Source organism: Aeromonas sp. s8 (assembly GCF_040907785.1).
Taxonomy (GTDB): domain Bacteria; phylum Pseudomonadota; class Gammaproteobacteria; order Enterobacterales; family Aeromonadaceae; genus Aeromonas; species Aeromonas veronii.
Window position 1 is genome coordinate 53927 of the sequence record NZ_JBFOCL010000019.1, and the last position, 26909, is coordinate 80835.

The following is a 26909-nucleotide window of genomic DNA, read 5'->3' on the forward strand; positions in this document are numbered from 1 at the left end:
CCGGCAAACAGCGGGATGCTGCTCACCGGGCATCAGGGATCAAGCAGCGGTCACGGTCAACTCATTGGTAACCTGATCCGCTGGCGCTAACTGGCACTCCAGTGCCGTCAGTTTGTCGCTGATGAGCTTGTAGAAACGGTTGAGGGTCCGCTCCACTTCTACCTGGTGCTTCTTGGGGATCGGCTTGTCCAGCCACTCACCATCAGCATTGTAGAAACCGAGCTGATAGTGGTAACGGAAGTGGTGATCGTCCTGCTCCAGCACCAGCCACCAGCCCCAGAACTCCCGTTTGTCCGGCGCCGGCTTGGCGCTGACACAGACCGACAAACAGTCGAAACGATAACGCCCCTCTTCGCAGAGATCTTCGCGCAAATAGGGGCCAATGGCAGCAAACTGCCTCAGCAGTCGCTTGTAGGTCACTCTTTCAGACATGTTAACCTCCCTGTTAAACAAGCCGCGCCACCTCGGGATGGCGTCAGTTCTTTAGCGCAATGTCAGGTACACAAATGCTGTTTCAGCCACTCGACGATTTCGTCCAGTGCCTTGTCATACACCTCCAGCAAAGGCTGTTTGTCGAATACGATGGCCTTGCCGTTACGACTGGCCGCCGCCAATGCCCGTACATCCTGCTCGGGACAAATAAAATCTCGCTTGTGTCCAATACTCAATATCGGCACAGAGGTGCGAGTCCCCAGTAATCCTTGTGTTTTAAGTGAAAATACCTGGCACTTGGTACGCATGCCATCCCACTGCGCCGCATCCGCCCCCAACCGGTTGGCCAGACTGTCCCGCATCATGCGCGGGCACTTGGCAAACAGCTCCTGATTGGTAAACACCTGATTGACCCCGGCGCCGACACAGACCACGGTCCGCAGCTTGAACGGTTCAATAAAGGCCAGTCTGGCTGCGATATTGCCCGCCAGCCGCATCCCCACCATGGCGATACGCTGATGATCGACCCAGGCCACTTCGGAGAGGTAATGGAGCACCGCCTGATGAAGGCGGCTGGTATCCTGCACCAGCGGCCAATGCTCGGCATAGCCAACCCCGGGCATATCGAGGGAGAGCATGCCGATACCGTTGGGCTCGAGCCGTTTGAGATAGAAGTTGAGGAAATCGAGCTGCAGGGAGTCGATCCCGCCGCTGATGATCACCAACGGCACCGGTTTTTCGGTCGTCGGCAGGTGGAGATAACCCTGAATATGCTTGCCGCGAAAAGGCACCTGGATCTCTTTGAGCGGCACCTTGAACAGGCGACCCGCCTCGCGATAGGCCATGTTGCCGAGCAGCTGGGCCTGATCCGCCAGCTCGTCATCCTTGAGATGGGGATAGCTGGCGATGGAGTAGTAGCGCACCGCCTTGAGCAGCTGTTTCAAGGCGCCAGAAGGATCACCCTTCTCGCGCAGTTCGCGGCCCTGCTTGAAATAGTTGCCAGCCACCTGGCTCCATTCGTAGATCCAGTTGCCGGGCACATAGCCCTTGATGGTATCGAGATAGCAGTCATGGGTGCGCTCGCCGGTCGCCATGGCGATACGGGCCAGGGTCTGCTCCACTTCGATGGGATCAGCACCCTGCCAGGTCCAGGAGGGGCGACGCAGCAAGCGATACCAGCTCTTTGACATGGAGCCGTCGATAAACATCTCGTCTGACTCGGCTTGCGCCAGATCAGCCGCACTGGAGTTGGAGATCTCGGATGTTTCCAATACCTTCTTGACGCGGGTAAAGAGCTGTTCGGTCAGGTTTAGGTCTTCGTTCAAGTCCAAGATAGTGTCCCATTCATATCAGGCAATAGCTCATCTTAACCACTTTTACTGCCCATCAGCCACCCTGCAACAGATTGATACACAAAAAAACAGGGCTCCAAATTGGAGCCCTGTGAAACCATTATTGCCGGTTGCGACCAATGGACGCAGCGAGCGTCACATCCCAATCCCGTTACTTTTCGTCGCAGATCGGTGTGGCGAACTCCAGTGCCATATCCCACGGCTGTTCAATCCAGGTATCCTGCGGGATCGCCACTTCGAAATCGTCCAGCAGCGCTTCGCCCATCGGCTTGGCGAAAATCGCGATGAACTTGGCTTTCGGGTAGAGCTCGCGGATCGCCTTGGCGGTAGTGCCGGTGTCCACCAGATCTTCCACCACCAGCCAGCCTTCGCCGTCACCAGCGGTGGTGGCAGCCTTCACGACCACCAGCTCGCGCTGGCTGTCATGGTCATAGCTGGAGATGCAGAGGGTTTCCACATTACGAATGCCAAGTTCACGGGCCATCAGGGCTGCGGGCACCAGACCACCACGGCTGACCGCGATGATACCTTTCCACTGGCTGACAGGCAGCTGACGACGGGCCAGACGGCGAGCTTCACGTTGCAGGTTGTCCCACGACACATAGAACTTTTTCGGCATGTTATCGATCTCGAATAGTTATTTAAAAACAATTACTTAAAATAACAACATCCGCAATTATCCCTGCGGATGCCTGTAAATGGCGGCCCTTGCCCGACTGAATTCAGATTGCACTTCAGCTGCCTCAGGGCTAAGCCTCGGCAGCAAATCTGATAACAATGGAAGCAAGATGGGCTTATCCGGCGATCGGTTAGATGAAGTGTCCAAACCGCGGACAGGCTGTTGGGCCGATATGATAGCACCGTTTGCAGAGAAAATGCCTGGCAAACGTATGCCAAAAACAGGAAAAATCGGCATCCCCCTCTCCATTCGGCACATCTCGAGCGCCAAACGACTAACCTGCCGTCCCTGCTGCCGAGTCCAAATGGGCTGTGCGGCAAATCGCAGATAAAAAAATAGCAGGGGGAGGATTTACCTCACGCACCTGCTGCTTTCTCGCCTCTGCCTGGTTGGGCAGCTCGCCTTAGCGACGAGTGACGAAGGGGTTAGGGTAGCTGAAACCCTGGGTATACAAAGAAGGGGCAAACCAATAGGTTGAGTTGCTGCCTGGCATATTGAAACTCCTGATTGCTTAACAAGTTACGTACCTTTAATGCGGGCTCAAATCCTTGAACGAACACTCGGTTCCATGGAGGCGCACTTGCTTTGCTTCGGTTCCCTGGAGGCTTTCATCGTCATCCTGACGGGTGGCGAACCACGGGAGCTAATTTACCAGTCGGTGCATTAAATTCAATATTTTTGTGAGATCGGTCACATATTTTCTTTTCTATCGGTCAGCGTCGTCCGAACCTGACGATCGTACTGCCTGGTTGCCATCAGCCAGCACAAGCTGCCTGCGATTTGCGCTGATTGCTCACATTTTTGTGTGATTGACTGTATTATCGTTATCCTCTTCCCCGGCCCGCTGATGGGGCCCTGTTAATTCCGTGCTGGTAAGGAGTCCCGACGTGGCACAGCTTAGCTCTCTCTCTCCCAAACTGATTTGGCATTTCTTCGAACAGATCTGCTCCATCCCCCACCCTTCCAAACATGAAGCCAAACTGAGCGCCTGGATCATCCAATGGGCTCAAGGGGAAGGTCTGGCGGTCAAGCAGGACAAGGTCGGCAACATCATCATCAAGAAACCGGCCACCCCGGGGATGGAAAACCGTAAAGCCGTGGTACTGCAGGCCCACATCGACATGGTGCCGCAGGCTAACGCAGACACCAAACACGACTTCGCGACCGATCCCATCGATGCCTATGTCGATGGCGAGTGGGTCACTGCTCGTGGCACCACCCTGGGTGCCGACAACGGCATCGGCATGGCCGGTTGTCTGGCTGTGCTGGCTGACAAGACCATCAAGCACGGTCCGCTGGAAGTGCTGCTGACCACAGACGAAGAGACCGGCATGACCGGCGCCTTCGGTCTGGAAGCGGGCTGGCTGGAGGGCGAAATTCTGCTCAACACCGACTCCGAAGAGGATGGCGAAGTCTATATGGGCTGCGCTGGCGGTGTGGATGCCAATATCCGCTTCCCGCTCGAGCTGGTTGACGCCAGCGAAGGCGAAGCGTTCGAGCTGGCGGTCAAAGGGCTGCGTGGCGGCCACTCAGGTTGCGATATCCATCGCGGTCGTGGCAACGCCAACAAGCTGCTGGTGCGTCTGCTCAAAGCAGCCGAGCCGCTGGGTGTGCGTCTGGCCGAGATCCACGGCGGCACTCTGCGCAACGCCATCCCGCGCGAAGCCCGTGCCACCCTGCTGGTGCCTGCTGCCAGCGTAAACGAGTTCAAGGCGCTGGTTGACCGCTACACCGGGATCTACCAGACCGAACTGGCCGCCACCGAGCCAAACCTGACCGTGCTGGTCAACAGCGCCGCCAAACCGGCCAAGCTGATGAGCGTCTCCCTGCAGCAGCGCCTGCTGGATGCCCTGATGGCCTGCCCGAACGGCGTGATGCGCATGAGCGATGCTATGCCCGGCGTGACCGAAACCTCTACCAACCTGGGGGTCATCAAGACTCAGGATGGCGAAGTGTACGTCCAGTGCCTGATCCGCTCCCTGATTGACTCCGGCCGCGAGAGCATCGAGCAGATGACCCGCTCCCTGTTCACCCTGGCAGGCGCCAGCTGCGAATTCACCGGTGCCTATCCGGGTTGGGCGCCGAACGTGGACTCCCCCGTCATGGCGCTGGTACGCAACAGCTACCAGACCCTGTTTGGTACCATGCCCAACGTCATGGTGATCCACGCTGGTCTCGAGTGCGGTCTGTTCAAGAGCGCCTATCCGGAGTGGGACATGGTCTCCTTCGGCCCGACCATCCGCGGTGCCCACTCCCCTGACGAGAAGGTACATATCCCGGCGGTCGAACGTTTCTGGCAACTGCTGGTGCACGTGCTGGAAGCGATTCCGGCCAAATAACCCGGCCTGCGCCACACGGCAAAACAAAGCCCCGCACTGCTGCGGGGCTTTTTATTGTCTGTTACAGCCAGATTTTGGCGCTTAACGGATGCCGCGGGCCTCGCGGATCCACTCCCAGGCTTGCTGGATCTCCTGGGTCTTCTCCTTGGCCATCTCCATCATCTCCGGCGGCAACCCCTTGGCGGCCAGCTTGTCCGGGTGATGTTTGCTCATCTCCTTGCGGTAGGCGCGCTTGATATCCTGATCGCTGTCGCTCTCGCTCACCCCCAGCAGCTGGTAGGCATTCTTGAGGCGCTCCGCAGAGGGTGCCGCCTGCCGATACTGCTGGCCACCGGAATGGCCCCCCTGATACTGGCCATGAGCCTGATTGAAGAAGTTCATCTGCGCTTCGGCCATCGCCAGAATGCGGGCCAACTCGATGCGGCTGAAGCCCAGCTCGTCGGCAATGGTGTGCAGAATGGCGCGCTCGCCCTCCTCCACCCGCCCGTCGGCAAAGGCCGCCTGCAGTTGTACCTCGAGGAAGAAGCGCAGAATATCGCGCTGCCCCAGACTGGCACGGCGGAACTCGGCCAGGGTCTCGCGCAGCGGGAAGTCGGCCTCTTTACCGAGACGAAACGACTCCTGCGCCCGGGCACGCTGTTCGCCCGCCAGCCGCATCCGATCCATCAGGTTGGAGGCAACCCGGATCTCCTGCTCGGTCACCTGACCGCTTGACTTGGCGATGTGACCCATCACCGAGAAGGTGGCATGGAAGAAGACGGCTTGCAGCTCTTGACTCGGGCCGCGACGAAACGCCCCCTGCAGCCCCATGCCACGGTCGAAACGGTGGCCGATCCAGAGGCCAATCAGTGCACCGATGATATTGCCGAGCAGAAAACCGAAGAAGGCGCCCAGCACCTTACCCCAAATACGCATGGTTCAAGACCTCTTGAAGTTAATGAGTGCGGGTCTGGAGCTGGTCATCCAGCTCGCGCAGTCGATCGACCGTGCCGATATCGCGCCACTCGCCAGCGAGCAGGCTGCCGCCTACCCGCCCTTGCGCCATCCAGTCACGCAGCAGGGGCGCCAGCTTGCGGGCGCCGCCCGCGAGACCGGCAAAGGCCGCCGGATCATATAGTCCAACCCCGCTGAAGGTAAACGCTGGCGTATCCACGACTCGCCCTTCTTGCAGGGCAAAGTCCCCGCTCGGGTGCTGGGGCGGATTGGGCACCAGCCAAAGGTGGGCCAAATCATCGCCAAGGGGCTGGCTGACCAGAGTGTGATAATCGAGATCGAGCCAGGTATCGCCGTTGATCACCAAAAAGGGGTCAGAGCCCAGCAGCGGCAGCGCCTGCACAATGCCGCCCGCGGTCTCCAGTGCGCTCTCCTCGGCTGACCAGTGGATGGTCACGCCAAGCGCACTGCCATCACCAAGGCTCTCAACCAGCTTGTGACCGAGCCAGGCGTGATTGATGACCAACTCGGTCACCCCGGCGGCTTTGAGTTTTTCGATGTGATGAACGATGAGCGGCTTGCCCCCCACCGCCAGCAGCGGCTTGGGCAGCAGGTCAGTCAGCGGGCGCATCCGCTCGCCACGGCCAGCGGCCAGGATCATCGCCTTCATGATTTAACTCCAGCATTGGCGATCCCCGGCAACACCACCTGCTCCAACCACTGACCAAAACGGGCCAATACCGGATAGGCACTACCATGAGTGCGACAGACATCCACCACGTAGCCGAGGGTACGGGGAATATCCTTGAGATAGCCGGACTTGCCGTCGCGATGATAGAGCCGGGTGAAGATTCCGGCCGCTTTGAGGTGTCGCTGCATGCCGGTCAGGTCGGCATCACGACGGAAACTGGCATAATCGAGCTCGCCAAGCAGACCCGCCTGTTGCAGGGTGGCAAAGCCGTGGCGCATCCCTTCATCGATCACCTCGTCAGGCCAGCGTATGTAGCAATCTTTAAGCAAGGAGACCAGGTCATAGGTAAGCGGCCCGATGACCATATCCTGAAAATCGATGATGGCCAGCCGGCTGCTCTCGGGGGTACCACCGCCACACACCATCAGGTTGCGACTGTGAAAATCTCTATGCATCACCCCCTGCGGCTGGGCCAGATTGCAGGCGGTGAGGCAGGCAAAGGTCTCATCGAACAACTGCTGCTCTTCATGGCTCAGGGTCAGCTGCAGATGCTGGCCCAGCAGCCACTCGGGGAAAATGCTGTTCTCCCGCGCCATAAAAGCCGCATCGAAGGGTTCAAGCGCCAGTTCAACCGCCCCCAGGCGGGGCAGCAAATCAATCGCCTTGTCATACCAGGCCTGCACATTGTGTTCGTTCAGGCAGCTGATCAGCTGGGTATCGCCCAGGTCACTGACCGCCAGCAGACCCTGTTCATAGTCCACAGCCTTGACCTCTGGCGCCAACAGCTGACGCGCCTGCAAGGCCGCTGCGTTACGAACAAACTCATGATTTTTTTCGGTTTTCGGATTGGCATCCACCCACACCAGACCACCACCACGAGAGTAGCGGCGGAAGCTGGCATCACCGGAAATGAGGGTAAGCGTGAGAGTGGCATCACCGGAAATACGGCGTGCCCACTGCAATAGCAGGGAATCGCGATCGTGCATAAGTAGAGGACCAAGGTGGAAAGCAGCACTTGGCTGTTAGCCCTGGCCGCAATAATGCTTTATCATTGCCGGCTAACATAAAGCAATGACATGCAATGTCAACTCGATGAAACCTGTCGTAAAATGCATGCCTTGGATCAACCGTATCTATCACGGATTGCACGAGTCTTTCACATGACAAAATGGACACTGGGGTACCGCTATCCCATCGCCCTGACTATCAGCCTGGCCCCCGCACTCACCCCTATGATGGTGCAGGCGGCCCCGTTCGAAGCGCCGCCAGCCACCGGCATTCTCGATAGTCTCTGCTATGACTATGTTCCCAAGATAGAGAAGCCTGCATCGGATAAGGATGCCAACGCACAGCCGGTCGAGGTTGATGCCGACCGTCTCGAAGCCAAACAGGGCGGCACCGCCGTCTATGAAGGTGACGTCAAGGTTCGTCAGGGTGTTCGCAAGTTTGACTCCGACTATGCCCAGCTCGACCAGAAGAGCCGGGATGTCATCGCCATCGGCAACATCTATTACAACGACGGTCAGGTGACCGTCACCAGCGACAAGACCCTCAAATCCAATCTGGATACCAAGAACTCCGAACTGGAAGAGGGCAAGTATCAGGTGCATGGCTCACCGGTGCGCGGCTTTGCCAAGCGCGTGGTGATGACCAACAACAACCAGAACATCACCATGGAGGGGGCTCAGTACACCACCTGCCCCCCCGGTCAGGAAGTGTGGACCCTCAAGGCGGGCAGTATCGACATCGACCAGAAAGAGGTGTTCGGCGAAGCCTGGAACGCCAGCCTCTGGCTCTATGACTACCCGGTGTTCTACTTCCCCTATATCAACTTCCCCATCAAGGATGAGCGGAAGACCGGTCTGCTCTACCCGGGTTACAAGCAGAGCTCCAGCAACGGCATGGATATCACCCAGCCCTTCTACTGGAACATTGCTCCCAACTACGATGCCACCATCACCTCCCGTTTTATGGACAAACGTGGCCTGATGGAGCAGGTGGAGTTCCGCTACATGCCGGACCCCGCCCACACCGGCACCCTCTATTTTGAAAATCTGGCGGATGACAAGCAGTACAGCCCGAGCAATCCGAGTCTGGCTGGCCTGTCCGATGGCCATCGCTACCTGATGAACGTCCGTCACGGCTCCGCCCTGATGGATGGCAGCCTGCGTTTTGGCATCGACTACACCCAGGTGCGCGACAAGGACTACAACTATTTCAACGACTTCAGCCCGCAAGTGGGAACTCAGGTCGACAGCCAGTTGCAGCAATCCTTTACCGCCGGCTATTACCAGCCTAACTGGAACCTCACCTCCGAGGTGCGCCGCTACCAGATCCTGAGCCCATATGCGCTGCTGCCCCACGAGATGCTGCCGCGTATCGACTACAACTACTATCAGCAAGGCAAGTGGTTCGATCTGGCCTGGAACAGTGAACTGACCAAGTTTGGCTATGACAGTAGCAGTGCCGCCACTCTGCAAGCAGGTGAGCGCTATACCGCCACCCGCCTGCATCTGGCGCCAACCCTGACCGTGCCCCTGGTGGATGTACCGGGTTACTACCTGACCAGTCAGTACAAGCTGATGTTTACCTCCTACAACCAGGAGGTACCCGATAATCTGGTTAGCCAGGACCGCAGCCGCTTCACCGATGCAGACAGCAAACAGCTGACCCTGAAAGAGGGCACCATTACCCGTACTCTGCCGTCCTTCCGCCTCAAGGGGGGCGTCAACTTCGATCGGCCACTCGACTGGTATGATGGCAAGGGTACCCAGACCCTGGAACCCGAGTTCCAGTACCTCTATATCCCTTACAAAAATCAGGACGAGATCGGGATCTACGACTCCACCACCACCCGTCAGGACTACTACAGCCTGTTCAGTGACCGCCGCTTTGCCGGTCTCGACCGTATCAGCGATGCCAATCGGGTCACCGTTGGCCTGACCAGCCGGGTCTATGACAATGTGGGTGATGAACGGTTGCGTCTGGCGGTGGCCCAGGCCTTCGAAATGACACCACCCAAGGTGCGCCTCTACCCTTCAAATCCGGAAAGCACCAACGCCCGCTCCCTGCTCTCGTTCGAGGGGGATGCCCGGATCACCGATGAGTGGTTTGCCCACGCGGGGACCCAGTACGATACCTCCGAGGGTGAATTTACGGCTGGCAACGGTGCAGTCGAGTACCGGACCGGCAAGCTGACCACTCAGGTCAACTATCGCTACATCAAGGATGGCAACCTGGACTATCGCTATCCGACCAACACGGCACTGGCAGAAGATCTGAGCCAGGCGGGTCTGGTGATGATGGCGCCGATCGCCGATCAGTGGCAGATGTATGGCGGTTACTACCGTGACATCAAGCAGGATGTGAACATTGACCGCAAGATCGGTGTCAAATACGACTCCTGCTGCTGGAGCATCAACATGAGCCTGGAGTGGCACAATCAGCCGGACAACGTCACCCTGAAGCCCACTTCGGAAAAAGTCATTGGTCTGCAGTTTGAAATGAAGGGACTTGGCAGCGTGGGTACCGGTGGCCGCAGCGTCACCCTGGATACCGAGCTGTTGCCCTATGTTCGCCCGTTTAATCTGAAAGGCCAGCAATGATGCTGGCCCAGCCTTGAGAGATGGATATGAAAAAGACCCTGATTGCCCTGCTGACCGCGGGAATGTTCGGTGCCATGAGCCAGGCCGCACTGGCTGCGCCCGAGCTGATGGACAAGGTGCTGGCCGTGGTCAACAAGGACGTGGTGCTGTCCAGCCAACAGGACGCACTGGTCAACAAGGTAAAACTCTCCGCCCAGGAGAGCGGCCAGTCCCTGCCTGACGATGCCACCCTGCGCAAACAGGCGCTGGATCGGCTGATCCAGGAGAGCCTGCAGCTGCAACTGGCGGAGCGCCAGGGGCTGAAGATCAGCGACACCCAGCTGGAACAGGCTATTCAGGGCATCGCCGCCGACAACAAGATGACCCTGGATCAGCTGCGCGCCCAGCTCGCCCGTGAAGGGATGACCTATGCCCAGTATCGGGAAGAGGTGCGCCGCGAGATCCTGATGAACGAGGTGCGCCGCAACCAGGTGCGCCGCCGTATCAACATCTCCGAGCAGGAGGTGAAGCAGGTGGTGGAGATCCTGAAGAAACAGGGTCAACAGCAGAACGAATACCACGTCGGCCATATCCAGATTGCCCTGCCGGACAACCCCACAGCCGCCCAGCTGGATGCCGCCAAGAGCAAGATCGAGCGCATTCTGGCCGCCCTCAAGCAAGGTGCCGACTTCCGCAAACTGGCCATTGCCGAGAGTAATGGTCCCAAGGCGCTGGAAGGGGGTGATTGGGGCTGGATGAGCCCGCAAGAGATGCCGACCCTGATGGCCGAAGCGGTACAGGGTGCCCAGAAGGGCGACATCGTCGGCCCGCTGCGCTCCGGCGCCGGCCTGCACATCGTCAAGGTGTTCGACACCAAGGGCCAGCAGCAAGTGATGCAGACCGAGGTGAAGGCACGTCACATCCTGATCAAGCCGTCCATTATCCTGAGCGAGGAGAAAGCCAAGGGGATGCTGGATGGCATTCTGCACGACATCAAGAGCGGCAAGGCAAGCTTCGCCAGCATGGCGGAGAAGTACTCCGAAGATCCGGGCTCTGCGGTGCAGGGTGGCGAACTGGGCTGGTCTGATCCCAACGTCTATGTCCCCGAGTTCCGCGACATGGTCAACCGTCTGCAACCGGGCCAGATCAGTGCCCCGTTCCGCACCAGCCACGGCTGGCACATCGTGCAGGTGGAAGATCGCCGCAGCCAGGATGCGACCGACAAGGCTCAGGAGCAGCGCGCCTACCAGCTGATCTACAATCGCCGCTTCGTGGAAGAGTCCCAGGCGTGGCTGGATGAGCTGCGTGACGAGGCCTACATCCAGATCGAAGGAGCCGGTAGCTGATGAGCTGCCGTCGCCTTGCCGTTACCCCGGGCGAACCGGCCGGGATCGGCCCGGATCTGGTGCTGCAGATTGCCCAACAGGATTGGCCCCACCAGTTGGTGGTGATCGCCGATCCGGCGCTGCTGTGCGAACGGGCAGCCCTGCTGGGGCTGCCCATCGAGCTTGAGCCCTACGATGCCGCCGCCCCTGCCCACCCGCAGCGGGCGGGCACCCTGACCGTCTGTCCGGTCTCCCTCGGCGCCCCCGTGGTGCCGGGCGAGTTGAACGAAGGCAATGGCGTCTATGTGCTGGCGACCCTGCAGCGTGCCTGCGATGGCAACATGAGCGACGAATTTGCCGCCGTGGTGACCGGGCCGGTGCACAAGGGGATCATCAACCAGGCCGGGGTCTCGTTCAGTGGCCACACCGAGTTCTTTGCCCAGCAATCCAACACCGCCGATGTGGTGATGATGCTGGCAACCGAGGGGCTGCGGGTCGCACTGGCGACCACCCATATTCCGCTGGCCTATGTGGCGATGGCCATCACCGAGGATCGCCTCGGCAAGGTGATCCGGATCCTCAACGAGGATCTCGCCACCAAGTTTGGCATCGCCAAACCCCGTATTTACGTCTGCGGCCTCAACCCCCACGCAGGGGAAGGTGGCCATCTCGGACGTGAAGAGATTGACGTGATCGAACCCGCCCTGGCCACCCTGCGCCAGGAAGGGATCGATCTGGTCGGCCCCTTGCCGGCCGACACCCTGTTCCAGGAGAAATACCTCAAGGATGCGGATGCGGTACTCGCCATGTACCACGACCAGGGGCTGCCTGTGCTCAAATACAAGGGCTTCGGCAGTTCGGTCAATATCACCCTGGGGCTTCCCTTCATCCGCACTTCGGTGGATCACGGCACCGCACAGGATCTGGCAGGCAAGGGCCTGGCCGATCCGGGCAGCCTTGTCACCGCGATTAACCACGCCATCAAGATGGTAGAGAAAAAAAGATATGAGCAGTAAGGTGCACATGGGCCACACGGCCCGTAAGCGTTTCGGTCAGAACTTCTTGCACGACCGGTATGTGATCGATCAGATCGTCGCCGCCATCAACCCGCAGCCGGGTCAGAATCTGGTGGAGATCGGTCCGGGTCTGGCCGCGCTGACCGAGCCGGTCGCCGCCCAGATGGACAAAATGACCGTGGTCGAGCTTGACCGGGACCTGGCAGCTCGCCTGCGCGAGCACCCGACTCTCAAAGACAAGCTGACCGTCATCGAAGCGGACGCCATGCGTTTCGACTTCGGCACCCTGATGGGTGAAGGCAAGGGGCCGCTGCGGATCTTCGGCAACCTGCCCTACAACATCTCCACCCCGCTCATATTCCACCTGTGCGAGTTTGCCGACCGGGTTGAAGACATGCACTTCATGCTGCAAAAGGAAGTGGTGTTGCGTCTGGCCGCCGGCCCGGGCAGCAAGGCTTATGGCCGTCTGAGCGTGATGACCCAGTACTACTGCCAGGTGGTGCCGGTGCTGGAAGTGGGCCCGGGCGCCTTCAAACCGGCTCCGAAAGTGGACTCTGCCGTAGTTCGCCTGATCCCGCACAAGAATCCGACCATAGTCGCAAAAGACATTCGTTGTCTGAATCGCGTCTGTACCGAAGGCTTTGGCCAGCGTCGCAAGACCATCCGCAACAGCTTCTCCAACTTCATCACCGACACCCAGCTGACCGAGCTTGGTATCGATGGCAACCTGCGCCCGGAGAATCTCTCCCTCGAGCAGTTTGTCATGATCGCCAACTGGCTGGCGGATCAGCAACAGGCCTGATCCTGTGGCACTCCCGCACATCGAGATCCGCCCATACCCCGTGTATGTGGCGGGCTCCAAAGACCCTTACCAGTTTCACTATCTGATCGAGATTGAGAATCTGGGGCCCGGCCCGGTGCAACTGCTACATCGGCGCTGGCTCATCACCGATGCCAATGGCAAGATGCTGGAAGTGGCAGGCCCGGGCGTGGTCGGGGAGCAACCCGTCATTGCCGAAGGTGAGACCTACCGCTACCAGAGCGGCGTGCCGCTGGCGACCCCGCTCGGGGTGATGGAAGGGAGCTATACCCTGCAAGATGGCTCTGGTCAGCAGTTTGAGGCGCCCATCGCCCCCTTCACGCTGGCCATCCCCAATATTATCAACTGAGGTTTCATGGCGAACTGTTTTGTCGGTGACATCCAGGGCTGTTACGACGACTTGCGCCGTCTGCTGGATCTTGCCGCGTTCGATCCCGACCAAGACGTGCTCTGGCTCTGCGGCGATCTGGTCGCCCGCGGCCCGGACTCGCTCAACACATTGCGATTCGTCAAGGATCTGGGCAACCGTGCCGTTACCGTGCTCGGTAACCACGACCTGCACCTGCTGGCGGTGGCCAATGGCGTTGCGCCGCTCAAGAAGAAAGACAAGCTGCAAAGCCTGATGGATGCCCCTGATCGGGATGAACTGCTGGAGTGGCTGCGCCACCGCCCGCTACTGGCCGAACATCCGGATCTGCCCATCATGATGGTGCATGCCGGTATCTCCCCGGCGTGGGATGCCCGCACCGCCCGCAACTGTGCCCGCGAGGTAGAGAGCCTGTTGCGCGGTGACCAGTACAGCTGGCTGCTGCACAACATGTACGGCGACCAGCCCGATGGCTGGAAAGATGACTTGGTCGGGCTCGACCGCTACCGCTACATCATCAACACCTTCACCCGGATGCGCTTCTGCTACTTCGATGGCCGACTCGACTTCAAATGCAAGAAGGGCCCCAAGGAGTCAACCCCGGGGCTGCGTCCCTGGTTCGAGCAGCGCGAGCATCACGTGGATGACCCCATTTTGGTGTTCGGCCACTGGGCGGCGCTGATGGGCAACACCGGCAAGAGCGACATCAAGGCACTCGATACCGGCTGCGTCTGGGGCAACAGCCTCACCCTGTGGCGCTACGAGGATGATGCCCTGATCGCCACCCCCTGCCCGGTTCACGCAAGCTAGGGGGGACGCAGCAATCTGGCGGTCGCTGCCGCACGGATTGCTACAACCCGTTCCAATAACAAAGCCCGGCAATCTGCCGGGCTTGCTGTTTTAGGTTCCCTGTTTTCCAGCGAATGAAGTTACAACTTGCGCCCCAGCCGCTTCTCGATCTGGCGCCGCTCCCACTCGGGGCCAAACAGCTTGAAGGGCTGAAACACCCGAACAGCATGGGAGGCAAGCCCCAGCCCCCAACCCAGGGTTGGCCACCAGGCCCAGATGTACTCCGGATTGCTCAGGTAGTTGATGACAAACAGCCCGCAGATCACCACCACGTAGCTGGCGGCATGGTGATAGAAGCCCTTGAGCTCCTCCACATAGCGCATTGCCGCCCGCTCCTCTGCAGATACCTGCACCGCATCCTGACCCATAGTGTCACTTCCTCTCATCTCGCGCTCCTGTTGCTCTGATCCATCCAGTTGAGCCACATCGAGTTCAAAGACGGCGGCCAGGGCCTTGAGAGATTCCAGTCCGGGTTGCTGCCCCTGCTCGATCCGCTGGATAGTGCGGACACTCAAACCAGTCAACGTTGCCAACTGATCCTGAGACCAACCCCGTTGCAATCTCAACTTCCTGACGATCATCTCGAACTCCTTGTGGTAATTGACAGGGCCAGCATAGGGCTTGCGCCGCGAAAGGTGACACGACAGATAGCCGACAGACATCTGACAGTCCTTTAAAATCAGATGGTTAAGATTTCAATCTTGTCAGTCAGCCGCTCGTTCCCCCAGATATTGCACAAACCGTAACAGATAACCATCGGGATCCTGCAGCAAAAATTCGCGCTGCCCGGCCAGCATCTCGCCCACTGGATACCAGACCTCAGTGGGCTGCCGGAAAAGTGCAATCTCGGCGGCCTGCAATCGGTCGAGTAGCGGCTGGATCTCGGTCAGCTCCATCTGCAGATTGATCCCCCGACCGAACGGTGGCTCCAACGCCCCGACCTGCCAACCCGCCGGATGTACCTGCTCCAGCATCAGCTGTATCTGTTGCTGCTCAAGATAAGCAAAAGGAGGGTCATCGCGCCGATAGCGGACCGAGAAGCCCAACAAACCGGTATAGAAAACCAGAGATCGAGCCAGATCGGTAACCGACAGCTCCGGTACCATGGGATTCCAATACGGCCCATCCACCGCGACAGTAGGGTTCGTCATGGCTTACAGGCTCTGCATCAGCTCGGCGGCAATTTCAAAGGAGCGCAATCGGGCCTGATGATCGACGATGGGCCCATTGAACATCAGCTCATCGGCCCGGGTTTCCGCCAGCAGCGCCTTGAGGCCATGGCGGATCTGCTCCGGATCGCCCACCAGAGAGCGGGCAAGGGTCTGCTCCATCGCCATCAACTCGCGTGGCGACCATTGCTCGCCCAACTCGGCAACCGGTGCTGGCAGCTTGCCCGCATCACCGCGATGGAGGCGCAGGAACTGCTGCTGCAATGTAGTGAACTGGAAGCGCGCCTCCCGTTCGCTGTCGGCAGCGATCATGTTGATACAGACCACCGCATGGGGCTTGGGCCAGCGAGCAGAAGGGCGATACTGGCTGCGATAGATCTCAAGTGCTTGCAGCAACATGGCTGGCGCAAAATGGGAGGCAAAACCAAACGGCAAGCCCATCGCCGCAGCCAGTTGGGCACTGTAGAGGCTGGAGCCCAGCAGCCAGATGGGCAGATGCAGCCCCTGCCCGGGTACTGCCTGCACCGCGCCAATCTCGTCGCCAAAGTAACTCATCAGCTCGCGGACATCGGTCGGGAAGTCATCCACCTCACCGCTGCGTTGGCGTCTGAGGGCCCGCATGGTGCGCTGATCGGTCCCGGGCGCCCGGCCAAGGCCCAAATCGATGCGGTCGGGGTAGAGCGAGGCCAGGGTGCCAAACTGCTCGGCAATGACCAGCGGCGAGTGGTTCGGCAGCATGATGCCACCCGCCCCGATCCGCAGGGTGCTGGTTGCCCCGGCAAGATGGCCGATCAGCACCGATGTCGCTGCACTGGCAATACCCGGCATGTTGTGGTGTTCGGCCAGCCAGTAGCGATGGTAACCCCAACGCTCGGCATGTTGTGCCAGATCGCGCGAATGGTGGAACGATTCGGCAGGATGGGAACCCTCGGCAACCGGCACCAGATCGAGAAGGGAATAGGGAATGGCAGACATAAATACACTCCGTTGCATCACAATTTGCTAACAGAGGGGCACTCTAGCATGAGATGTTCGAACGGAACACATCTGCCCTGCAGGAGCGCACGCGCCAGATGCAAAAAGGCCACCCCGCAAGCGGGATGGCCTTTTTCAGCACTACGACCTGATCAGAACAGCAGGTGTGCCACCCCGGCAATAACCGGCAAGGTAACCAAAGTGCGCAGCAGGAAGATAACGAACAGTTCCCACAGCTTGACCGGGATCTTGCTGCCCAGCAGCAGGGCGCCCACTTCCGACATATAGATCAGCTGGGTTACCGACATGGCGGCAATCACGAAGCGGGTCATGTCGCTCTCGATGGTCGAGGCCAGTACCGCCGGAATAAACATGTCGGCAAAACCGACCATGATGGTCTTGGACGCCGCTTCCGCCTCCGGCAGTTGCAGCAGCTCCAGCAAGGGGACAAACGGGGCGCCAAGCCAGTTGAAGATAGGGGTATGTTCGGCCAGCATCAGGGCACAGGTACCGATCGCCATCACCACCGGCAGCACGCCAAACACCATATCCAGTGCATTCTTCACCCCTTCCCGCGCGACGGCGCCGAGATCAGTCATGCTGTCAGCCTTGGTCAGGGCACGCTCGAAACCATAGCTCATTACGCTGTGCTGGTGCGGCACTGCTTCCTGCTTGCGGCACAGGGGAGTGCCATCGGCATAGATGTCCTTCTTCCAGCAGAGCGGTGGCAGACGCGGCACCACGATGGCGGCAACCACCCCCGCCAGACAGACGGTCAGGTAGAAGGGGACGAACATGTGCTCCAGCTTCACCTGGGAGATCACCACCAGACAGAAGGTGATGGAGACGGCAGAGAAGGTGGTGCCAATCACCGCGGCTTCACGCTGGGTATAGAACTTCCCTTCGTACTGCTTGCTGGTCAGCAGGATACCGACGCTGCCATCGCCGAGCCAGGAGGCAAAGCAGTCCACTGCGGAGCGACCCGGCAACCGGAACACCGGACGCATGATGCGGGTCATCATGGTGCCGACAAATTCCAGCAGCCCGAAATCGAGCAGCAACGGCAGCAACAGGCCGGCAAAAATGAAGACCGAAAACAGAACCGGCAGCAGATCGTTGAGCACCAGTCCACCGGTTGCGCCGGAGTAAAGCACCTCTGGCCCCAGCTGGAAGAAGGTCAGCAGCACGAAGATACCGCCCAATACCCGCACGCAGGCCCAGAAAGGGGAGACATTGAACAAGCTGTTGAGGAAAGGACGACGCACCAGAATCGCCGGCTTGAACAACCAGGCAATCACCGTCATCAGCATGGTGGTGGTGATCACCGCACTGACCATGGCGACCAGATAATCGGCAAAAACACGCTGCACCAACTTGGCCAGCACGGCCACCGGGATGGTGACGTTACCGTCATAGACGACCGGCGTCATGAACAACAGGATCCCGATAAGTGACGGAACCAGAAACATCAACAAGTTACGGCGAGTATTGACCGCAGGTGCTTCGAGACTCTTTTCCAACATGATATGACTGCCCTAATGTTACTTTTCCCTAGCCCGGCCAACCTGCGTATTCATGCATTAACCGGCAAAACGGGCGCAAGAATACTCTAAAAAAATGCACAAACAAGCCCTTAAGGCAGAAATCTGCGCATAAATATTTCTACAGGCAAACCTTCCATTAAAACAATAAGATACAGATGCGCATATCGATTCAATCGACATCGCCAGATGATTGTTTCGTTATTGTTAATTTTGGTGGGCAGTATAATCGGTTATCAGTGGCAGGCAATAAGTGACATCACAAATATATCTAATAAGTTGCTGCTCGATAGACATAAAAAACCGGAGCCTGTTCAGGCTCCGGTTTTCAATGAAAGTGACGGGGATCAGTCACGAACGTAGATGACTTCAACGCCATCATCTTCGTCGTCATCCCAATCGTCATCATCAAGCCCTTCATCGAAGGCAAGAGAGGCAGCCAGTGCTTCCGCTTCAGCCTTGGCCAACTGGTTCTTGTGGTAGTCGTCCCACTTGAACTCCACCTTCTCGATGGCGTCTTTGGCATCTTCCGCCAGCTGACGGGGCATGGTATCCAACAGATCCAGAATGTCGTAGCAGACCTTCTTGGTACCTTCCTTGCTGATGGCAGTGATGGCATAGACCGGCCCTTCGTGGTTCAGGGCCGCCTTGACGCGATCCATCACCTCCTGGGCTTCTTCTTCCAGGATCAGGTCCATCTTGTTAAACACCAACCAGCGCGGCTTGCCAGCCAGTTCCGGGCTGTACTTCTCCAGCTCCTTGACGATGGTCACGGCATTTTCAGCAGGATCGGAGCCATCAACCGGGCAGATATCCACCAGGTGGATTAGCACGCGGCAACGCTCGAGGTGTTTCAGGAAGCGGATACCCAGACCTGCACCTTCGGCAGCGCCTTCGATCAGGCCCGGGATATCGGCGATCACGAAGGAGCGGGAGTTCTCACCACGCACCACACCCAGGTTCGGTACCAGGGTAGTGAAGGGGTAATCAGCCACTTTCGGGCGAGCCGCAGAAACGGCGCGAATAAAGGTAGACTTGCCTGCGTTGGGCAGACCCAGCATGCCGACATCGGCCAGCAGCAGCAGCTCCAGCTTCAGGGTACGCACTTCACCCGGAGTACCATTACTCTTCTGGCGGGGAGCACGGTTGACGGAGCTCTTGAAACGGGTGTTGCCCAGACCGTGGAAACCACCTTTGGCAACCAGCAGCTTCTGCTCGTGGTGGGTCAGATCCCCCAGCAGTTCACCGGTATCTTCATCGGTCGCACGGGTACCGACCGGCACGCGCAGGATCTTGTCCTTGCCGCGGCGACCGGTACAGTTGGCGCTCTGGCCATTCTCACCGCGCTCGGCAGCATGGAAACGCTCGAAACGGTAGTCGATCAGGGTATTGAGGTTTTCGTCGGCGATCAGATATACGTCGCCACCGTCACCGCCGTCACCGCCGTCCGGACCACCGTTGGGAATATATTTTTCACGGCGAAAGCTTACACAACCGTTACCACCGTCACCGGCATCGACTCGAATCTGGACTTCATCAACAAACTTCATAGGTAACCGTCACCTTAATTCGAAAAACCGATACGCAATTATAGTGGTACAGACCCCTGCGGGCGATACGCATCTTGCCAATCATGCCCGTCAGAGCCAAAGTCAGCTGCGTTCCGTTTTTTCGTCAACGACATCAGAAAGACGTCATAAAAACAAAAGCCCCGCCTGTTGGCGGGGCTTCGGATCCTTGCGGTCCGTAATTACTCAGCAACGATGCTAACGTACTTACGATTCAGCGGACCTTTAACTTCGAACAGGATTTTACCAGTCGCGGTAGCGAACAGGGTGTGATCCTTGCCCAGACCAACGTTGGTGCCAGCGTGGAACTTGGTACCACGTTGACGAACGATGATGCTGCCAGCCAGAACTGTTTCGCCGCCGAAACGCTTCACGCCCAGGCGTTTAGCTTCAGAATCGCGACCGTTGCGGGATGAACCGCCAGCTTTTTTGTGTGCCATTTATCGGACTCCTCTAATTAAGCGCTGATGCCAGTGATTTTGACTTCAGTGAACCACTGACGGTGGCCCGCTTGCTTACGATGGTGCTTACGACGACGGAACTTGACGATAGTCACTTTCTCGCCACGGCCGTGAGCCACAACTTCAGCTACAACCTTGCCACCTTCAACGAAAGGAGCACCTACTTTAAAAGTGTCGCCTGCAGCAACCATCAGAACTTCGTTGAAGTCGATGGTAGCGCCAGTCTCAACGTTCAGCTTTTCCAGACGAACGATTTGACCTTCGGCCACACGGTGTTGTTTTCCGCCGCTTTGGAATACCGCGTACATTTGATTAACTCCGTAAAGGCATGTCTTTTGCTCAAGGCTAGACATGCGCAAAAACCTATAACAATGGGCGGGCATTCTACGCAAATCGATCTGCTCAGGCAAGGCCAATTTAGCAAAAAGTTTATTTTGTGCGCATATCTGCCGCCGTGGATAAACGCCTAACTGTAACCCATTGTGAAATCGTGTAGAATCCCTGCCATTACTAAAATCGCAGTTATTGCTGCTGTCACGTTACGAGACTTATGGACCAACAGACTATCCGTGCGCTCTGTGCCGCCGACATGACGGCGGTCAATGAACTGATCCTGGCCCGACTCCAGTCCGACGTTAGTCTGATTAATCAGCTGGGTTTCTACATTGTCAGCGCCGGCGGGAAACGGATGCGCCCCATGCTGACCGTGATGGCTGCGCGTGCGCTTGGCTATGAGGGTGAGGATCACCTGAAACTGGCCGCCATCATCGAATTCATTCACACCTCTACCCTGCTGCATGACGACGTGGTCGACGAATCCGACCTGCGCCGTGGCAGGGAGACCGCCAACGCCATGTTTGGCAATGCCGCCAGCGTGCTGGTCGGTGACTACCTCTATAGCCGCTCCTTCCAGATGATGGCCGAACTCTCCAACCTGCGGGTGATGGAGATCCTCTCGGATGCCACCAACACCATCGCCGAAGGGGAAGTGTTGCAGCTGATGAACTGCAACGACCCGGATACCACCGAAGAGAGCTACATGACGGTCATCTACTGCAAGACCGCCAAGCTGTTCGAGGCCGCTACCCGACTCGCCGCCGTGCTGACTCATCAACCCGAGCCCGTCGAGCAGGCCATGACCGATTACGGCAAGTATCTGGGCACCGCGTTCCAGATCATCGATGACGTGATGGACTACTGCTCCCAGAGCGAAGAGATGGGCAAGAACGTCGGCGACGATCTGGCCGAAGGCAAACCGACCCTGCCGCTGCTGCGCGCCATGGAAGTGGGTACGCCGGAAGAGCGCCAGCTGGTGCGCGATGCCATCGAGCACCGCAACGGCATGGAGCATCTTGAGCAGATCCTCGGCATTCTCGACCGTACCGGCGCGCTGGAGTACTCCCGCATGCGAGCCAGGGAAGAGGCCGACAAGGCCATTGCCGCCCTCGCCATCCTGCCGGACTCCCCGCACAAGCACGCGCTGGAAACACTGGCCCACATGGCCGTGCAGCGCAGTGCCTGAGTAAACGACATGCATGAAAAAAGAGGCCTTCGGCCTAATGCCAGTCAGTTAAGCCTGACTGGCATTGTTTTTATTGGCTTTTTGCACCGCATACTTTTGCGGTCTTGCCTTCACACTGCGGGGGTAACTCCGCTCCCTTCGCTCCGGTAATACAAACTGCCCCGCCTGTTTCTCCAGCTCTGCCACCCGCTTCGGGATGCTCCCCGGTGACAGGTACGGCATGCAGCTCAGTTCATGGATGAGATAGACCGACGCCATGTGAAAACTCAGCTGGCTTGCCGTGTATCCCTTCAGGCTCGCCGCCATCTTCACCATCTGGCTGCGCAGCAGGTTATACGCCAGCAGCACGCCCCACAGCTCTTGCCGTATCCCCGCCGCCTTCTTGCTGCGCAGGGTCAGCCGGTGTTGTTGCAGGCTGTGCTTCATCTCCCGATAGCCCAACTCGATTTCCCAGCGGTGGCTGTAGAGCTCAACGATATCGGCCCCCGGGAAACGCATCGGGTCGACCATTGAGGTCAGCACCTGCCGCTCTTTGCCGTTGATAATGCGAGTCAGCAAGCGGGCTTCTAGCGTCTCTGGCAGTTGCGGCCACTTCTTCCGCGCCTGTGGGCTGGTTTTCAGCAAGACCAGCACATCCTGACGCCCCAGCTTGCGCACCACCTCGTATTGCGTGCCTTTTTTGAGTGGCAGCAGCCAGTGCCGCTCGCTGCCAGTGGTTTGCCAGGCGTGGAGCAGACCGAGAGAGTAAAACACCTTGTCGAACAGGGTGAGCGAGTGGTCCGGTGTACGCGCGATGAGTTGCTCGGCCAACACCATCTCGTTGACGGCGCAGCTCTCCATGACGGCCTGCACAAGTAGGTGACTGGTCAGCTCCATCTGGCAAAGCATGCGCACCTGCGGATAGGTGGTCTCGCCATGCTGGGTGCCGGGTTTGGCAAACTCGGCGGTATTGTCCGGGGTATCGGGTGTGCGCCACATCACGCCATCAACGGCGAGCAGTTGCAGCCCGGCCCAACCCGGATGATTGGCCTGCTGGTGCCAGAGAGAGGCGGTCTCGTGAAACAGCCGCTCGATGCTCTTGTCCCCCAGTTTTTGGCGAGCTTGCAGAAAGGCGCTGGGAGCAACAAAGGGGCGGTCGCCGGGCAACAGGATATCGAGCTGATTAACCAGCTGGGTCATGGGGACGTGGCGGAAGATGGCCATGCCGATGATGGCCCAGACCAGACGCTCCATGGGCATGCGACGACGGCGCAGGGTAGCAACGCCCTCTTCGCCGAGCAGCATCGTGATGAGCTCGTTGGGAATGAGGTCGGAGAGTGACTCAAACTGAGCAGCATTGCTGGCGTGGAGGAAGTCGAGGGCCTGTTCGATACGCATAAAAAATCCGAAACCAATCAACAGGTTTCGGATTTTTACACAACAGAAGGATCGGTCAATGGATCCTTAACTGATCGGCATTAGGCCTTCGGCCTCTTTTTTATTGTCTGCTATCTGCTGGACAGTGCATTGCGCCAGACTCAGCGACTCAGCATCCAGAGGATCACGCTACCTGCCACCACTAGCGAGCCGCCGATACGGCGAAACTGCTCCGGTGGCTGATCGCTCAGCAGCCGCAACATCTGCTGCCATGCCCTGGGCATCAACAGCGGGCCGAGCCCCTCGAACAACAACAGCAATCCCAACCCCATCAGCATGGATGTCAGCATCCGACCTCCTTCAGCACAGCGTCAACCCAACCAACCACTGGTGGTCGACGGCTGGCATTGGCACCAAAAACAAAAAGGGTCTGACAATGCAGACCCTTTGAATGTGACCTCGTGGCGATTACTGCTTGGTGCCGTGAGGAGACTTGAGGTAACGGAAGAACTCGCTGTCCGGCTTGAGCACCATCAGGTCGTTGCCACCGGCAAAGCTCTTGCGATAGGCCTCCATGCTACGCACGAAGCTGAAAAACTCGGGGTCTTTCTTGTAGCTGTCGGCATAGATCTTGGCGGCTTCCGCATCCCCTTCACCACGCAGCTGGCGAGCGTTACTCTCGGCGTCGGCGATCATGACGGTCACCTTGCGGTCGATATCGGCACGCAGGATTTCAGCCTTCTCGCGACCCTGAGAGCGGTGCTCACGGGCGACTGCGGTACGTTCGGCACGCATCCGCTGGTAGATGGAGTTGGAGACTTCCACCGGCAGGTTGATCTGCTTGATCCGCACATCCACCACCTTGATACCGAGCTCGGAGGAGCGCGCCATCTTCTTCAGGGCATCTTCCATCACGGTACTGCGCTCACCGGAGACGATGTCCTTGATGGTGCGGTTACCGATCTCGGAACGCAGACCGTTATTGATCTTGCGCTTGAGCAGATCTTCAGCCTGCAGCTTGTTGCCACCACCGGTTGCCAGGTAGTACTTGGAGAAGTCCTCGATCTTCCACTTCACGTAGGAGTCGATGATCAGGTCTTTCTTCTCGGAGGTGACAAAACGGTCGGCCTGGCTGTCAATGGTCTGGATGCGGGCATCCATCTTGCGAACCTGGTCGATGAGCGGCACCTTGAAGTGCAGGCCCGGCTCATAGAGGCGGGGTTCACCGGAGTCAACCCGCTTCACCTTGCCAAACTGCACCACAATCCCCTTCTGACCTTCATCAACGATAAAGACAGAGGAGAAGCAGACCATGGCCGCGACAGCGATTGCACCAATAGCTAGCTTTTTCATCTATCAGTTTCTCCCTGAGCTGAAGCGGTCACCGCTACGCAGCGGCATTGTCGGCGTAGAGTTGGCACCCTCGTTGGAAACGGGGACCTGCTCTGTGACCGGGGCGACAGTGGCACGATCAGACTGGGCAGCCTTCGGCTTGCCAGACAGCTTGTCGAGCGGCAGGTAGATCATGCTGTTGTTGCCAGCCGGCATGTCGACCACCACCTTGTTGGCCTGCTGATAGAGCTCTTCCATGGTTTCCAGATAGATACGCTCACGGGTCAGCTCGGGGGCAGCCAGATACTGGGGCAGCAGCTCGTTGAAGCGAGCAACTTCACCCTGGGCTTTCAACACGATCTGGGACTTGTAAGCTTCCGCTTCCTGCTCCAGACGCTTCACCTGGCCACGGGCCTTGGGCTCCACTTCACGAGCATAGGCTTCTGCTTCACGAATGAAACGCTGTTCATCTTCCTGAGCGGAGATGGCGTCATCAAAGGCGTCTTTCACCTCTTCCGGCGGACGCGCCGGCAGGAAGTTGACGTCGACGATCTGCAGACCCATCTGGTAGGGCTCGATGATGCCATCGATCACCTGCCAGGTCTCCTGACGCACCTTCTCACGACCGGTTGTCAGCACGTCATCCATCCGGGTATGACCCACCACGTAGCGCAGGGCGCTATCGGTGGCCTGACCCAGACTCTCGTCGGCATTGGTCACGCTGAACAGATACTGCTCGGGATTGACCACACGGTACTGCACGTCCATCTCGACCCGTACCACGTTCTCATCCTGAGTCAGCATGAAACCGGAGGCAGGCAGGGAGCGCACGGACTCGACGTCCACCGGGATCACCTGATCGATAAAGGTCGGCTTCCAGCGCAGGCCCGGCTCGACAATATGGGAAAACTTGCCAAACCGCAGCACGGCACCACGCTCCGCTTCGCGAATGGTGTAGAAGCCGCTGACGACCCACACCACCACAGCCACAACCAACGCGATGGAGATACCAAAGCGACCTACATCGCCGCCAGATTTGCCGCCACCAAACAAGCCACCGAAACGGCGACTCACTTTGCGCAGCATTTCATCCAGATCAGGGGGTCCCTGATTCTTGCCGTTATTCCCCCAAGGGTCACGGTCTTTGCCGTTGTTACCAGGCTCATTCCAAGCCATCAGCGTCTCCATTAATACATGCGGATGGATATCATCTCTACCGGGCCGTCATACGTTGAGAAGCCCCTAAGGGTTCATCTTCATCAACGAATCAATGCCTGATAAAGCGTTGTAAACTCTCACCTTCCTGTTTCACGAGGCGGTTCCAGTCGGCCACTTGCAAGCGGACTTCCAGCACGAAATCACCCTCCTCGCTAAAACCTTCCTGCTCAATCCCTTTCAGCTGATAGAGCGCACTGCGCAATCTCGCGGCAGAAGGAGGCAACTGCAGGGTGTGATGCACCATGGAGCCAGCCAGCAATTCGGTCAGCGCCGTAAACAGATGCTCACAACCTTCACCGGTCTGGGCCGACAACCAGACGCGCAACGGGCGCCCCTCATCATCTCGCTCCAGACCTGCCGGACGATCCGCCAGCTTGTCGATCTTGTTGCAGATCATCAGCTGGGGCCTGTCATCGGCTTCGATCTCGGCCAATACCTGCTGCACGGAGTCGATATTCTCCTGCATCTGCTCATCGGCACAGTCCACCACATGCAGCAGCAGATCCGCTTCACGGGTCTCCTGCAGGGTCGCCTTGAAGGCCGCGACCAGATCATGGGGCAAGTGTCGAATAAATCCAACTGTATCCGCCAAAATCACATCACCCACATCCCGGATCACCAGTTTACGCAGGGTGGGATCCAGAGTTGCGAACAATTGGTCGGCAGCATACACGCTGGCAGCTGTAAGTTGGTTGAACAAAGTGGACTTTCCGGCGTTGGTATAACCAACCAGTGACACCGTCGGCACTTCGTTGCGGTTGCGGGCACGGCGTCCCTGCTCCCGCTGCTTGGCCACCTTGTCGAGCCGACGCAAAATCGCCTTGATGCGTTCCCGCAGCAGACGTCGGTCAGTTTCAAGCTGGGTTTCACCCGGGCCACGCAGACCGATCCCGCCCTTTTGACGCTCAAGGTGGGTCCAGCCTCGCACCAGACGAGTGGAAAGATGGCGCAACTGGGCCAGTTCGACCTGCAGTTTACCTTCGTGGGTTCGGGCGCGCTGGGCAAAGATATCGAGGATCAGGCCGGTTCGATCCACCACCCGGCACTGGAACAGACGCTCCAGGTTGCGCTCCTGGGCAGGGGTCAGGGCATGGTTGAAGATGACGACGTCGGCATCCAGCATCTGGACTTGGGACGCGATCTCTTCAGCCTTGCCACTGCCGACAAAAAATTTGGCACTGGGCGCATTGCGACTGGTGGTAATTACCCCCAGCGCATTGACTCCGGCCGAGCTCACCAACATCTTGAGCTCTTCCAGATCCTCCCGCTCACCCTCATCACTGAAGTTGACATGCACCAGAACGGCCTGTTCGCCAGCTTCATAACGGTCAAACAAGCGCTTGCTCCTTAACAGGAATCATGATGAATCTGAGTTGGCGA

At 58.4% G+C, this 26909-nt stretch carries 26 protein-coding genes; 8 read left to right on the forward strand and 18 right to left on the reverse strand.

The features are described 5' to 3' along the window. Positions 1 to 39 precede the first annotated feature (39 nt). The 3 genes from crl to gpt form a co-directional block, all read right to left on the reverse strand. Positions 40 to 432, reverse strand: coding sequence for a sigma factor-binding protein Crl (crl, locus tag AB5Y86_RS06855; protein ID WP_005339003.1), 393 nt, complete (start codon positions 430 to 432; stop codon positions 40 to 42). A gap of 62 nt (positions 433 to 494) precedes the next feature. Continuing rightward, entirely contained in the window at positions 495 to 1763 is a 1269-nt protein-coding gene (gene frsA / locus AB5Y86_RS06860; RefSeq protein ID WP_005349360.1) for an esterase FrsA, read from the reverse strand. A gap of 172 nt (positions 1764 to 1935) precedes the next feature. Further along, positions 1936 to 2403 carry a xanthine phosphoribosyltransferase gene (gpt, locus tag AB5Y86_RS06865; RefSeq protein WP_005339007.1) on the reverse strand — a complete coding sequence of 156 codons (468 nt, stop codon included), beginning with the start codon at positions 2401 to 2403 and terminating at the stop codon, positions 1936 to 1938. 947 nt (positions 2404 to 3350) lie between these two features. Between gpt and AB5Y86_RS06870 the strand changes: the two genes are divergently transcribed. Then, positions 3351 to 4802 carry an aminoacyl-histidine dipeptidase gene (locus AB5Y86_RS06870; RefSeq protein ID WP_108613104.1) on the forward strand — a complete coding sequence of 484 codons (1452 nt, stop codon included), beginning with the start codon at positions 3351 to 3353 and terminating at the stop codon, positions 4800 to 4802. Positions 4803 to 4883: 81 nt separating this feature from the next. On the opposite strand, the gene djlA is transcribed toward AB5Y86_RS06870, so the two are convergent. Genes djlA through AB5Y86_RS06885 form a run of 3 tightly spaced genes read right to left on the reverse strand, consistent with a single transcriptional unit; the run spans position 4884 to position 7412 of the window. After that, the gene (gene djlA / locus AB5Y86_RS06875; RefSeq protein ID WP_368192454.1) at positions 4884 to 5717 is read right to left on the reverse strand and encodes a co-chaperone DjlA; all 834 of its coding nucleotides are present in this window, start codon (positions 5715 to 5717) and stop codon (positions 4884 to 4886) included. 19 nt (positions 5718 to 5736) lie between these two features. Further along, positions 5737 to 6405: an N-acetylmuramate alpha-1-phosphate uridylyltransferase MurU gene (murU, locus tag AB5Y86_RS06880; protein ID WP_368192455.1), complete on the reverse strand. Its 669-nt coding sequence runs from the start codon at positions 6403 to 6405 to the stop codon at positions 5737 to 5739. Then, on the reverse strand, positions 6402 to 7412 hold the full coding sequence (locus AB5Y86_RS06885) for an aminoglycoside phosphotransferase family protein (protein ID WP_368192456.1): 1011 nt from the start codon (positions 7410 to 7412) through the stop codon (positions 6402 to 6404). The genes murU and AB5Y86_RS06885 overlap by 4 nt, the downstream gene beginning before the upstream one ends. A gap of 174 nt (positions 7413 to 7586) precedes the next feature. On the opposite strand from AB5Y86_RS06885, the gene lptD reads away from it, so the two are divergent. The 6 genes from lptD to AB5Y86_RS06915 are packed head-to-tail and all read left to right on the forward strand — an operon-like array spanning position 7587 to position 14348. After that, on the forward strand, positions 7587 to 10031 hold the full coding sequence (gene lptD, locus AB5Y86_RS06890) for an LPS assembly protein LptD (RefSeq protein ID WP_368192457.1): 2445 nt from the start codon (positions 7587 to 7589) through the stop codon (positions 10029 to 10031). A 26-nt stretch (positions 10032 to 10057) separates the two neighbouring features. Next, positions 10058 to 11356 (forward strand): peptidylprolyl isomerase SurA, encoded by a 1299-nt coding sequence (gene surA / locus AB5Y86_RS06895; protein ID WP_042054946.1) that lies wholly within the window; start codon positions 10058 to 10060, stop codon positions 11354 to 11356. Next, on the forward strand, positions 11356 to 12351 hold the full coding sequence (pdxA, locus tag AB5Y86_RS06900; RefSeq protein ID WP_368192458.1) for a 4-hydroxythreonine-4-phosphate dehydrogenase PdxA: 996 nt from the start codon (positions 11356 to 11358) through the stop codon (positions 12349 to 12351). Before surA ends, pdxA begins: the two co-directional genes overlap by 1 nt. Further along, a complete protein-coding gene (gene rsmA, locus AB5Y86_RS06905) occupies positions 12341 to 13153 on the forward strand; it encodes a 16S rRNA (adenine(1518)-N(6)/adenine(1519)-N(6))-dimethyltransferase RsmA (protein WP_203120020.1) in 813 nt (270 codons plus the stop codon). The genes pdxA and rsmA overlap by 11 nt, the downstream gene beginning before the upstream one ends. Before the next feature lie 4 nt (positions 13154 to 13157). Further along, positions 13158 to 13520 (forward strand): Co2+/Mg2+ efflux protein ApaG, encoded by a 363-nt coding sequence (gene apaG / locus AB5Y86_RS06910; RefSeq protein ID WP_031227971.1) that lies wholly within the window; start codon positions 13158 to 13160, stop codon positions 13518 to 13520. Positions 13521 to 13526: 6 nt separating this feature from the next. Then, positions 13527 to 14348 (forward strand): symmetrical bis(5'-nucleosyl)-tetraphosphatase, encoded by an 822-nt coding sequence (locus AB5Y86_RS06915; protein ID WP_368192459.1) that lies wholly within the window; start codon positions 13527 to 13529, stop codon positions 14346 to 14348. A 119-nt stretch (positions 14349 to 14467) separates the two neighbouring features. On the opposite strand, the gene AB5Y86_RS06920 is transcribed toward AB5Y86_RS06915, so the two are convergent. The 7 genes from AB5Y86_RS06920 to rplU all read right to left on the reverse strand — a co-directional run bounded on the left by AB5Y86_RS06920 (position 14468) and on the right by rplU (position 20409). Next, positions 14468 to 14968: a 2TM domain-containing protein gene (locus AB5Y86_RS06920; protein ID WP_047436128.1), complete on the reverse strand. Its 501-nt coding sequence runs from the start codon at positions 14966 to 14968 to the stop codon at positions 14468 to 14470. 123 nt (positions 14969 to 15091) lie between these two features. Then, the gene (locus AB5Y86_RS06925; protein WP_110303427.1) at positions 15092 to 15538 is read right to left on the reverse strand and encodes a VOC family protein; all 447 of its coding nucleotides are present in this window, start codon (positions 15536 to 15538) and stop codon (positions 15092 to 15094) included. 3 nt (positions 15539 to 15541) lie between these two features. Continuing rightward, entirely contained in the window at positions 15542 to 16531 is a 990-nt protein-coding gene (locus AB5Y86_RS06930; RefSeq protein ID WP_368192460.1) for a luciferase-like monooxygenase, read from the reverse strand. Positions 16532 to 16683: 152 nt separating this feature from the next. Beyond that, entirely contained in the window at positions 16684 to 18054 is a 1371-nt protein-coding gene (locus AB5Y86_RS06935; RefSeq protein ID WP_368192461.1) for a YjiH family protein, read from the reverse strand. A gap of 365 nt (positions 18055 to 18419) precedes the next feature. Continuing rightward, positions 18420 to 19622 (reverse strand): Obg family GTPase CgtA, encoded by a 1203-nt coding sequence (gene cgtA, locus AB5Y86_RS06940; protein WP_005339026.1) that lies wholly within the window; start codon positions 19620 to 19622, stop codon positions 18420 to 18422. Positions 19623 to 19822: 200 nt separating this feature from the next. After that, entirely contained in the window at positions 19823 to 20080 is a 258-nt protein-coding gene (gene rpmA, locus AB5Y86_RS06945) for a 50S ribosomal protein L27 (protein WP_005339028.1), read from the reverse strand. 17 nt (positions 20081 to 20097) lie between these two features. Beyond that, the gene (rplU, locus tag AB5Y86_RS06950) at positions 20098 to 20409 is read right to left on the reverse strand and encodes a 50S ribosomal protein L21 (protein ID WP_005304210.1); all 312 of its coding nucleotides are present in this window, start codon (positions 20407 to 20409) and stop codon (positions 20098 to 20100) included. Positions 20410 to 20651: 242 nt separating this feature from the next. Between rplU and ispB the strand changes: the two genes are divergently transcribed. Continuing rightward, positions 20652 to 21623, forward strand: coding sequence for an octaprenyl diphosphate synthase (ispB, locus tag AB5Y86_RS06955; protein WP_005339034.1), 972 nt, complete (start codon positions 20652 to 20654; stop codon positions 21621 to 21623). A gap of 48 nt (positions 21624 to 21671) precedes the next feature. Here the strand turns inward: ispB and AB5Y86_RS06960 are convergent, their stop codons facing one another. The 5 genes from AB5Y86_RS06960 to hflX all read right to left on the reverse strand — a co-directional run bounded on the left by AB5Y86_RS06960 (position 21672) and on the right by hflX (position 26865). Continuing rightward, positions 21672 to 23000, reverse strand: coding sequence for an IS4 family transposase (locus tag AB5Y86_RS06960; RefSeq protein ID WP_368192462.1), 1329 nt, complete (start codon positions 22998 to 23000; stop codon positions 21672 to 21674). 140 nt (positions 23001 to 23140) lie between these two features. After that, the gene (locus tag AB5Y86_RS06965) at positions 23141 to 23329 is read right to left on the reverse strand and encodes a DUF2065 domain-containing protein (protein ID WP_368192463.1); all 189 of its coding nucleotides are present in this window, start codon (positions 23327 to 23329) and stop codon (positions 23141 to 23143) included. Between the two features lie 118 nt (positions 23330 to 23447). Beyond that, positions 23448 to 24332, reverse strand: coding sequence for a protease modulator HflC (gene hflC / locus AB5Y86_RS06970; RefSeq protein WP_005339038.1), 885 nt, complete (start codon positions 24330 to 24332; stop codon positions 23448 to 23450). A gap of 3 nt (positions 24333 to 24335) precedes the next feature. Beyond that, the gene (gene hflK / locus AB5Y86_RS06975) at positions 24336 to 25487 is read right to left on the reverse strand and encodes an FtsH protease activity modulator HflK (RefSeq protein ID WP_005339041.1); all 1152 of its coding nucleotides are present in this window, start codon (positions 25485 to 25487) and stop codon (positions 24336 to 24338) included. Between the two features lie 91 nt (positions 25488 to 25578). After that, positions 25579 to 26865, reverse strand: a complete 1287-nt coding sequence (hflX, locus tag AB5Y86_RS06980; RefSeq protein WP_219594697.1) for a ribosome rescue GTPase HflX — start codon at positions 26863 to 26865, stop codon at positions 25579 to 25581. Positions 26866 to 26909 lie beyond the last annotated feature (44 nt).